The 10,881-nt window shown below is 30.1% G+C and carries 4 protein-coding genes and 2 pseudogenes; 1 reads left to right on the top strand and 5 read right to left on the bottom strand.

Going from position 1 to position 10,881, the window contains the following annotated elements; all coding sequences use genetic code 11:
* Window positions 1-267 (top strand): annotated as a pseudogene (locus BM384_RS17960) (IS1595 family transposase); the annotation flags it as partial.
* A 36-nt stretch (window positions 268-303) separates the two neighbouring features.
* Here BM384_RS17960 and BM384_RS11820 read toward each other — a convergent pair.
* The 5 genes and pseudogenes from BM384_RS11820 to thiC all read right to left on the bottom strand — a co-directional run.
* Window positions 304-1,626, bottom strand: a pseudogene (locus BM384_RS11820) (sugar ABC transporter ATP-binding protein); the annotation flags it as partial.
* A gap of 19 nt (window positions 1,627-1,645) precedes the next feature.
* On the bottom strand, window positions 1,646-2,041 hold the full coding sequence (rbsD, locus tag BM384_RS11815) for a D-ribose pyranase (protein ID WP_090013844.1): 396 nt from the start codon (window positions 2,039-2,041) through the stop codon (window positions 1,646-1,648).
* A gap of 6 nt (window positions 2,042-2,047) precedes the next feature.
* Window positions 2,048-2,977 carry a ribokinase gene (gene rbsK / locus BM384_RS11810; protein WP_090013842.1) on the bottom strand — a complete coding sequence of 310 codons (930 nt, stop codon included), beginning with the start codon at window positions 2,975-2,977 and terminating at the stop codon, window positions 2,048-2,050.
* 300 nt (window positions 2,978-3,277) lie between these two features.
* Window positions 3,278-8,815, bottom strand: coding sequence for a S8 family serine peptidase (locus BM384_RS11805; RefSeq protein ID WP_090013840.1), 5,538 nt, complete (start codon window positions 8,813-8,815; stop codon window positions 3,278-3,280).
* Window positions 8,816-9,036: 221 nt separating this feature from the next.
* Window positions 9,037-10,344, bottom strand: coding sequence for a phosphomethylpyrimidine synthase ThiC (gene thiC, locus BM384_RS11800; protein ID WP_090013838.1), 1,308 nt, complete (start codon window positions 10,342-10,344; stop codon window positions 9,037-9,039).
* Window positions 10,345-10,881 lie beyond the last annotated feature (537 nt).

The raw sequence follows: 10,881 nt of genomic DNA, 5'->3' as shown, positions 1-10,881 counted from the left end.
TCTTCTTATTCTAAGATAAATCATATTGCAATTCCAAGTGGTTGTAGAAGTTTCAAGGAGTATAACATTCAAAAAATAAATAGTCTCCACAGCAATATAAAAAGGTTTATTTCAGTATATAGAGGGGTATCTACCAAGTATTTAGCTAATTATCTAGCACTTTTTAAATTTATATTTTCAAAAATTCAGGAATGTCCTATAAACATAAAAGGAGAACATCCTTATCTAAGTATGAACTTTAAGGGACGTCCACCCATATTTGAATAACTAGTCTACATTATCACTGTATTTAAAAATACAGCCTTCATATATTTCTTTTTTCGCTCCAACATCTATACCTCTAGTTGGTTCATCAATTATAAGAACATCTGGAGATAGCATAAGCCATTTTGCTAAAATAACCTTTTGTTGATTTCCTCCACTAAGTTTTCCTATTTGCTGATTTCTACTAGGTGTCTTTATATTTATCTTCTTAATATAATAATCAACCTCTTCATATGCTTCTTTTTTATCAATACGTTTTACAACGTTTTTATACTTTCTAAGATTACTTAAAATCATATTTTCTGCTACCGATAGACCAAGAACACAACCTTCTTTTTTTCTATCCTCTGATAAATAACATACTTTATTATTTATAGCGTCTTGTATATTTTTAAAATTTACTTCTTTACCTCTTAATTTAATTGTTCCTGAAGTTTTTTTATATTCTCCAAATATAGTTTTCGCAAGCTCTGTTCTTCCAGAACCCATAAGTCCAGCAATTCCAAGTATTTCTCCTTCTCTTACATTAAAGGAAGCATTTTTTACTCCTTCATTTGAACTTAAATTTGAAACTTCAAGAATGTTATTGCCTTTTTTAGTTTCTTTATAAGGGTACTGATCTTCTATGCTTCTACCAACCATCATGGCAACTAACTTATCATTATCTATATCCTTTATTAATGCATTACCAGCATATTTACCATCTCTAAGTACTTCAACTCTATCACAGATTGCAAAAATTTCTTCCATTCTATGAGATATGTATATTATTGCAATTCCTTTTTCCTTTAAACTATTTATTACCTTAAATAAGTTTTTAGTCTCTACTTCTGTTAATGCTGTAGTAGGCTCATCCATTATTATGATTGCAGCATTTTTAGTTAATGCCTTTGCTATTTCAACCATCTGTTTTTCACCTACATTTAGCTCTCCAACTAATTTATTAGGATCAATATTACATCCTATCTGCTCTAAGAATAACTTACTTCTCTCAACTAATAATTTTTTATTAATTCTTCTTGTTTTACTATCATATTTTTCATTTCCTAAGAATATATTTTCAGCTACAGTAAGATTATTAATCACACTCATTTCTTGATGAATTATAGTTACTCCAAGTTCTTCAGCTTCTTTAATATTTGAAATATCAGTTTCTTGTCCTTGAATAAATATTTTTCCTTCATCCTTTTTATATACTCCACTTAGAACCTTCATAAGAGTAGATTTTCCAGCACCATTTTCCCCCATAAGTGCTGTTACTTCTCCACCATAAGCAGTTATATGTACGTTATCTAATGCTTTTACACCTGGAAATATCTTAGATACCCCTTCCATTTTAAGCATTGGTGTCTTTGTACTCATAAGCCTTCCTCCTCTGCAATTAAAATACAACTCCTGATTTTAAAATTATATTTGCATAAGCTTTTTGTTCCCCTGTTCTAATTACTGCCTTACAGGACTTTAATTTTTCTTTAAATTCTTCATGAGAGATAAAAGTTATCTTAACATCTCCAACAATTGATTTAATTTCTTCTAATAAATCATTATTGAATTCTATAATTTCACTCGCTAGTATAACCTCTTCTATTTGAAGTTCAAGAAGAGTTGCTTTTAATGTATCTATAAAGCCTGGAATTCCTTTTATAAGCGCTAAATCTATCCTTTCTGTTTCAGATGGTATAGGAAGACCTGAATCCCCTATTGCCAACATTTCAGTATGTCCCATATTAGCAATTACACTGCTTATATTACTATTTAATAATGGTGTCTTTTTCATTACTTATTACTCCTCCCCATAAATATCTATTACTTCTTTTAAATAAGGAATAGATGGTTGTGCGCCAGCTCTTTGAACTGCAATTGATGACACTTTATTTCCAAAGCTTACAGATTTAATTAAATTTTCTTTTGTAAGATTATCACACTGAATCTTTGAACTTAATCCTCCAATAAAGCTATCTCCTGCTGCTGTAGTATCTATTGCGTTAACTTTATATGCTGATACAAGCTCACAAGAATCTTCTGTTATAACTGCTGCACCTTTAGAGCCTAAAGTTATTATTGTGTACTTTACTCCTTTTTCTAAGAAAACCTTACCAGCTTTTTGTGCATCTTCTAAAGATTCCACCTTTACTCCTGTAAGAACTTCAGCTTCTGTTTCGTTAGGAATTATTATATCTGTTACTCTTAATAATTCATCATCTATTTCTTTGGCTGGTGCTGGATTTAATATTGTTACTTTTCCAAGTTCCTTAGCTTTCTTAAATGCTTTTATTGTCATATCTTCATTTGTTTCAAATTGAGCTATTAATATATCACTTTTTTCAAGACTACTATAAACTGTTTCAATTTCTTCTTCTTTTAACTTCATATTTGAACCAGGAACTACAATAATTGAATTGTCTCCTTTATCATTTATAGTTATTATAGCCATACCAGTGGCTTCTATATCATCTTCAAAAACAAAACTTGTATCTATATTTTCATCTTCTAATTTCTTCTTAAGATATTTACCATTATCATCTTTTCCTATTTTGGCTATCATAGAGACTTCTGCGCCACTTCTCTTTGCTGCAACTGCTTGATTTGCACCTTTTCCACCAGGTATCTTTTTAAATGATTTTGATAAAATTGTTTCGCCTTCCTTAGGCTGATCTTTAACCCTAAGAACCATGTCCATATTCATACTTCCAAGTATGCATATCTTATTCATCTTCACGCCCTCCATCAAGTTTCAGTTAATTAATTGTTTCAGTAAACCGATTAACTATATAATAAACCACATGTAAACGATAATCAAGAACTTTTTCTAATTTTTTTCTTGCTTTTTTAAATTTAATTTAATCTATTCTATACAAACCATACATATACCTTACTTCTACCTAGATATATTTTTATAAAAATTCATCATAAAGGATATTTTAAAGGGCTTAATATTTACATATGAAATCAAGCCCAGGAAAACTATAATTTCCCTGGACTTAAATAACTGCTATCTAAATATTTTAAAATATTATTTTTTCTTTCTAGTTAAAAGGGCTATAACTCCAGCTACTAATGCTACTGCTGCTACTGCACCTGCAAAAACTATGCTATCTCCAGTTTTAGTAGATGAAGTAATCTTAGAATTCTTATTATTAATACTTACTGAATTGTTGTTTGCAACACTTTCTTCTTTATCTATATTTGTATTATTTTTAGCCGCATTATCTTTTTCACTATTATCTCTAGTATCTACTGCACCATCTGTAACTTCCTTTTCTTCTTCTAATTCTGCTACTGTAAACTTACCTAACTTACTTGCTTCTGTAGTAATTGTTGAAGTAGTATTATCAAATTTACTTTCTAATGCTATCCATTTATTATTTTCTTCATCATAGATATAAACTTTTAATTTTGAAGTATCTTTAGCACTTAATTCATTCTTATCTAGTTTAAATGATATATTTGCTTTTCCTTCACCTAAATCTACTATATCTTCGCCATTATTAACTCCAATTTCAAATACTTTTCCTATTGAGTTTAATGATGATAGTAATTCATTATCTTCATATACTTTTTGAGTATATAAAGCTCCATTTTCACCAAATGAATTAACAATATCTTTTCCAAACTCTACTTTAGTATTTGGTGTAACTATTAATGCACCCTTTTCAGGATCTGTAATATTAACTTTCACATTATCATCTACTAATGATTCAAATACATAATTATCTCCAGCAGGTTTAATATCATTATGTTTTACTTCTCCATCAAAATTAATAGAGTTTTGAGCTAATTTAAATGATTTTTTAACTACATCTGACTTATTGCCTGCTTCATCTTCTGCATAAACCTCTACAGTATAATCTCCTTCAACATCTAAAGCTTCACCATTATATTCTTTACCATTTACTAATACTGTTATCTTTGCATCTTTATCATCAGCTTCTGCTTTTAAATCTACTGGTTCATAGTAAGTTTGTCCATCTATAACCCCTGTTAGTGTTACTACTGGTTTTGTAGTATCAATTTTAACTTCTGCAGTACTATCTCCACTTACATTTCCTGCATAGTCCACAGTTCTTGCATATACTGTTACTGAATCACCAACATTAAATTCACCATCATACTTGACAAAGTTTTCACCATCAGTGCTATATTCTATTCTATCAATCATATCTTCTGCTGTTGATAAATTAACAGTTACAGGCTTATTAGTAACTTTATCTGTGCTTAATTTAATTTCTGGTTTAGTTGGAGCCACCTTATCTAAAACTACTACTAAATCTTGCTTCATTGAGTTATCATTGGCGTCTACTGCTTCAACCTTTATAATATTTTCACCATCAACTAACTTAATATGTTTTTCAAAGTCCTTTTCTATTCCCTGTCCTCTCTTAGATGGATCTTCTTCTCCAGATAATAATTTTTCTCCATTAACATATAAAGCATATCCAAACCAATCTTCCTTAAGAACACCTTTTAAATTAAAGTTTTCATCATTAACATAAATCTTACTATCTCCTCTTTGCTCTGGAGTATCTAGTTTAATTGATGGAGCTTTAGTATCATAGAATATTTTATATGCATAGCTTGTAGTGCTTCCATCTTCACGAATAATTTCTATATTAACTAAGTTTCTACCAACATTAACTTTCTTATCATAGCTAAATGTTAAATCATCATTTATTTTAATTTCTGTTCCATCAATCTTTAATGTACTGTTCTTATTATTAACATGACCCTTAACTGTGTATACCCCATTATTTAAGTTACTTTCATTAAAGTATTCCGCATAAGATAGATTATCAATTGTAACACTTGTTTTTGCAGTACTGTCACCTTTCATTACTAAATATGTTTTAACAGTTTTATTTCCTGATTTATCTTCTGCTGATAGTTGAATTTTATTTAATCCACTTACAAGTTTAACCTCTGCTTCTGCCTTATTATTAGCATCTAAAACAACTTCTTTTTCAGTATCATCTTTATCTGATTTATTTATTACTGAAACCTTACATTCAGTCTTATCTTCAACTTCAACATTAATTTTTAAATCTGAATTTTCAGTTGTATAATAAGGAGCTTTTTCAGTTAAAGTATCTTGCACTTTAAGATCTGGAGCTTTTGTATCTAAAATCACTTTATAAACTGTATCCATAACTGGTTTTCCTGATTTATCTTCAGCATAAACCTTTATTTCATTTTCTCCTTCTTTTAATTCTATAGCTTCTGTAAAATAATTATCTTTTACTTCTACTTCCTTGTCATTTATCTTAAGAACTTTTAGGTTATCTCCTGCTGTTCCCTTTACTAAGAATTTATTATCTACTAAATCACTTAATCCTACCACCATTTCATCTTTCATTCCTGAAAGTGCAATAGTCTTAAGAGAAACTGACTTTTCTTTGCTTTCAGTAGTAGCAATATTTCCTGCATAGTCTGTTACAGCTACCTTTACCTCATTCACTTCTCCATCTTCAAATGGAATATCAGTAGAGTACGTATCTTCAAGCTTATTAACCATACTTGAGTCTACATTAACAGCTTGTCCGTTAACTGCAACTTCAAAAATTGGCATTATACTTGATTCACCTTCATTATCTTTTGCCTCCCAAGATAACTTAAAGTGACTATTTCCATTATTATCTATATATTTTTCTACTCCTTGTATTTTAACTTCTGGAGCTTTAGTATCAATTTTTACTGGTAGTTCTAAAACTTGCTCTTTAGCATTTTCATAGTCTATTTTACTTGTTACTTTTACTGTATATTGACCATCTTCTGTTTTAACATATTTTCCTGTCTTTGCATCATAAATAGTTCCATTCCATGCAGCTGCCCCAAGATATTTTGGCTTAGTACCATCTGATAAAATATTCTTTCTTACATATTCATCATTATACAATTCTCTAACTGTATTTCCGTCTTTATCTAAAACTTCTACCTTTAATTCTCTAGCATTTCTAAGTAAATATAATGCTGGAGTTACATTTTCCTTAATTTTATCTCCATTTGGTGAAAAGGCAACTTTATCTTTATCTACATATAATTGATTATCCTCAGTATATGAACCATAAAGAGATTTTTCATTATCTACTAATCCACTAGTACCAATAATACTTTTTCCATCTTTATAATTAGGTGTATCTATAATACTTTCAGCGCTCCAATCACCATAGAATCCCATGAAAGGTACTGATAATGATGGAACATTTTCATCAGTAGAAGTAAAGTTTAAATATCCTTCAACAAATCTATCTTTTTCTTCTTCAGAATTAATATTTAAAGTAACATTTACTACTTTACTTTCTCCTTTCTTTAAAGTAACTGAATCACTATCAAATCTTGCTACAGAACCATTTAACACTTCTTCATGAATAACTTTTTTATCATCAAGTCTTTCACCATATACCTTTTCATCTTTTAAAGTATATGTTACTTCTTTATCTCCATAATTAGTTAAAGTTAATTGGAATTTTGTGGTATTATCAACTTCCTTTAAAGCAGCTGCACCTTTTCCATCTTTATACTTAATAATAACATTATTGTTTATAGCATTCACAATATTTAAAAGACCTGCTCCTTGTCTTCTTGGAGAATAAGGAATAGCATTTGATTCATCATATTTATCTATCATTGGTTTTGCAGTATTCATTGCAGTATTCTTAACGAATCTAACTAACTCTTCTCCACTTAAATTAGGGAATTTCTTTTTAACAGCTTGAATTATTAAAGCTTCAGAACCTGCTGTATTTGGTGCTGCCATAGATGTACCACTCATAACTTGGTATGAATCGTTATTAGCTAAGGAATAAATATCTCCACCTGGTGCTGTTATTTCAGGCTTAAACTCTAAATCTGAAGTAGCTCCCCATGAAGTATATTGTGACATATCTGCTATATCTGGATTTTCAGAAACCACTACATCTCCAGAGAAAGATAAAGTAAATGTATCATCCCCTTCACTTATAAGGTTTTTAATAGCTTCACCTTGTGAATGTCCCATACTTATTACTGGTTTAGTTATGCCACTAATACTCATTCCTATAGTTACATCTCCACCACTAGTATGGTTATAAATAATAACTCCTTCTGCTCCTTTATTTATTGCTCCATTATATTTTTCTTGGAATGTGTTAATTCCTCTCTCTATTAACGCAACTTTTCCAGTTAAATCTTTATCTTTAAAATCTTCTTCACTTCCAGAGCCACAGTCAACTAAAGTAAATGTACCTGCAAGTTTGCTTAAAGAATCTTTATCTGGAGTACTATACTCTACCTTTTCTTTAACTCCTTTAGTACTTTCATAAGCCATTGCACTAGATGCTAAATTTGTATTTTCCATAGATGCTACTGAAAGACTTGATGAAGCTGTTGATGGAGAACCAATAGTACTTGTATCTTTAATTTCTAATAAATCATTAGGCTGATCCCAGTCACTAAGTTCAGTTGATGTTCCTGAATTACCTGCTGATATAACACAAATAACTCCTGCTTCTGTTGCTCTTTGTACTGCTGCATTTTCCGGATCATCTGGGTTAGTAAAACCAGCTGTTGAACCTAAACTCATATTAATTACATCTGCACCTAATTTTACTGAATCTTCAATGGCAGCTATTATATCATCATCATAAGCTGAACTCATATCAGGATTATTTGTAAATACCTTCATTGCTAAAAGCTGTGCTTCTGGAGCAATTCCTTTTACTGTTTCATAGGTACTTGTACCACTTTCATCACCATTTGCTGCAACAATTCCAGCAACGTGCATACCATGCATGCTTCCATCATCAATAATATTTGTATTTTCATCAGCATAGTTGTATCCATATGGAACTTTGTCAGTAAAATACTGTCCATGTTCAAGTTCTTTTGCTTTACTCTCTGCTTCTGATTTTTTTATCTTAGTATTTTCTTCATTTATTTTTTGTAAATCTTTATGTCTATAATCAATTCCTGTATCAATAATTGATACTACCATTCCTTCTCCTTTATATCCTAAGTCATTCCATGTGCTTTTAGCACCTAAGATATTTTTTGCAGCTTCCATACTTGGTTTATAGGACCTTACTTCTGTAACGCACTTTACCCCATCTATTTTACTTAATGCATCAATATTTTTTCTCTTAGTATTAATAGAAAAACCATTTACTAAATATCCAAAGCTTCTTCTGACACTTGAACCTGTAATTTCTTCTGCCTTAGAAATTATATCTACTTGAGAATCTTTTATATTTTCTTCACTACTTTTTACTGAGTCTGTATAGTCAGCACCATCATTTTCTTCTATTGCTGGTGCATCTTCTAACTGAACAATTACTCTTATTTCTTCCTCTTGATTTAATTCCTTAGTATTATTTTCATCTAAAGAATCACTTTTAAATTTATTTTTCAAATACTTTTGATTATTTTTATCATAATCACTAATTTTACTTTTAAGTAGTTCTTTTAAGTCCTCCTGAGAAATTTGTCCTGCTTTTGTATTTACTGCCCCATTTAATACTATCGAAAAAGACAACGCTACAGCTGTAACCATAGAAATAAATTTTTTATCCCTTCTTTTCATAGATAATATATCCCCCTTTTCATTTTTGTTATTGTTAATTTTACATGTTCTTCTTTAATTTGTAAACATTTATTTTAATTTCCTTTTAATTTTTTTGATTTTTTATATCAAACATTAAATTTTTTTATCTTTTTATCAATTTCCTTAACAAAAAAATACCTGCAGCCTCAATATGACAAAATGTCACAGCTACAGGTATCTTTTAATTTTTCTATTTTAAATTAATCTCTTAAAATATTTAAATCTTCTCCATTTAAAATCTTTTTCATAGTTCTCATAGAGCACATTTTACCACACATTGTACAACTTTCTTCATCATGTGGACTTGATTCTTTTCTATATCTTCTTGCCTTTTCTTCATCTAGAGATTGATTAAATATTTCTTCCCAATCTAAATCTGCTCTTGCTTTACTCATAGCATTATCCCAGTCTCTAGCACCTTTAATTCCCTTAGCTATATCAGCTGCATGAGCAGCTATTTTAGACGCAATTATTCCTTCCTTCATATCATCTAAATTAGGAAGTCTTAAATGTTCTGCTGGAGTTACATAACATAAGAAATCTGCTCCATAAGTAGCTGCAATAGCTCCACCAATAGCAGAAGTTATATGGTCATAACCTGGAGCAATATCAGTAACTAAAGGTCCTAACACATAGAAAGGAGCATTGTGGCATAATTTCTTTTGAAGTTGCATATTTGCCTTTATTTCATTAAGAGCCATGTGGCCTGGTCCTTCAATAATAACTTGAACATTCTTTTCCCAAGCTCTCTTAGTAAGTTCACCTAAAGTTATAAGCTCTTTTATTTGGCTTGCATCAGTTGAATCATTAATTGAACCTGGTCTTAAAGCATCACCTAATGAAACAGTTATATCATATTTAGCACATATATCTAGTAATTCATCAAAATGTTCATAAAATGGATTTTCTTTATTATTAAGTTCCATCCATGCAAATAATAAAGAACCTCCTCTTGAAACAATATGAGTTAATCTCTTATTTCTTTTTACTGTTTCTACAGCTTCTCTATTTAATCCTGCATGAATTGTGATAAAATCTACCCCATCTCTCCCATGCTTATCAACTACATCTAAAAATTCTTTTGCTGTTATATCTCTTAATTCTTTATCATAAAATCCTACTGCATCATATATTGGCACTGTTCCAAGCATTGCTGTAGACATATCAACTATTTTCTTTCTCATTCCTTCTGTCTTTCCATAGTTTGATAAATCCATAATAGCTTCTGCTTTCATATCTAAAGCTGTTTTTACTTTTTCTAATTCCTTTTCACAATTTGGACAATCCTTTGAAATTCCAAGATTTACATTGATTTTTGTTCTAAGGCCTTCCCCAACACCTTCTGGATCTAAATTTTTATGATTTTTATTAGCTGGTATTGCAACTTTTCCTTCTGCTACTAACCCGCTTAAAACTTCTACATCCATATTTTCTTTTTCTGCAACTATTGTCATTTCTCTTGTTATAATGCCTTTTTTAGCTGCATCCATTTGAGTTGTATAATTCATAATTTTCCCCCTAAATTTATCTTATTTTTGAAAACTTAACTTAACAAAATTAAAAAGCTAAGCACTTTATGCCATGCTTTTATCTGAAAGAGATATCTCTACCCCAAAATATAAAATTATAAAAGAACAAAGTGGCTGACGCCACGCTTTTCAGCGCAGGAAGCAGCTTTGTTTTGCCATGCAATTTTTAATGTCTTTACCATCTCAGATAGCTGAAAGTCCCTATTTATCACGTTTTATTTTCTTTAAAATTTCAAACTTTCTCGTATTTGAAATACTAAATAGTGTAGACGAATATTTATATATTTTTCTACTAAACCTAACTAGTGAAAACTTAATATTCTTGAATAGAGAAATTGATGTGATTTTCCTGGGAGCATAATGCATACCCGCTGTATAGACTATCACCTCATTCAATGAAGTTTTACATGTAACTGGTTGGGTTTCCATTTAATAGAATTACCCAAATAACAAACGAGGATGTACTTCATTGAAATAAATGAGATCTCTATTCAAATCAAAGGAGACTTTAACATG

Source organism: Clostridium sp. DSM 8431 (assembly GCF_900116755.1).
In the GTDB taxonomy this organism is placed as follows: domain Bacteria; phylum Bacillota; class Clostridia; order Clostridiales; family Clostridiaceae; genus Clostridium.
This window is presented reverse-complemented; position numbering and strand designations above follow the sequence as displayed.

What these genes read in the sequence shown, in the direction of transcription:
- rbsD (WP_090013844.1), bottom strand. Translation starts at nt 2,041, where the DNA reads ATGAAAAAGACACCATTATTAAATAGTAATATAAGCAGTGTAATTGCT.
- rbsK (WP_090013842.1), bottom strand. Translation starts at nt 2,977, where the DNA reads ATGAATAAGATATGCATACTTGGAAGTATGAATATGGACATGGTTCTT.
- BM384_RS11805 (WP_090013840.1), bottom strand. Translation starts at nt 8,815, where the DNA reads ATGAAAAGAAGGGATAAAAAATTTATTTCTATGGTTACAGCTGTAGCG.
- thiC (WP_090013838.1), bottom strand. Translation starts at nt 10,344, where the DNA reads ATGAATTATACAACTCAAATGGATGCAGCTAAAAAAGGCATTATAACA.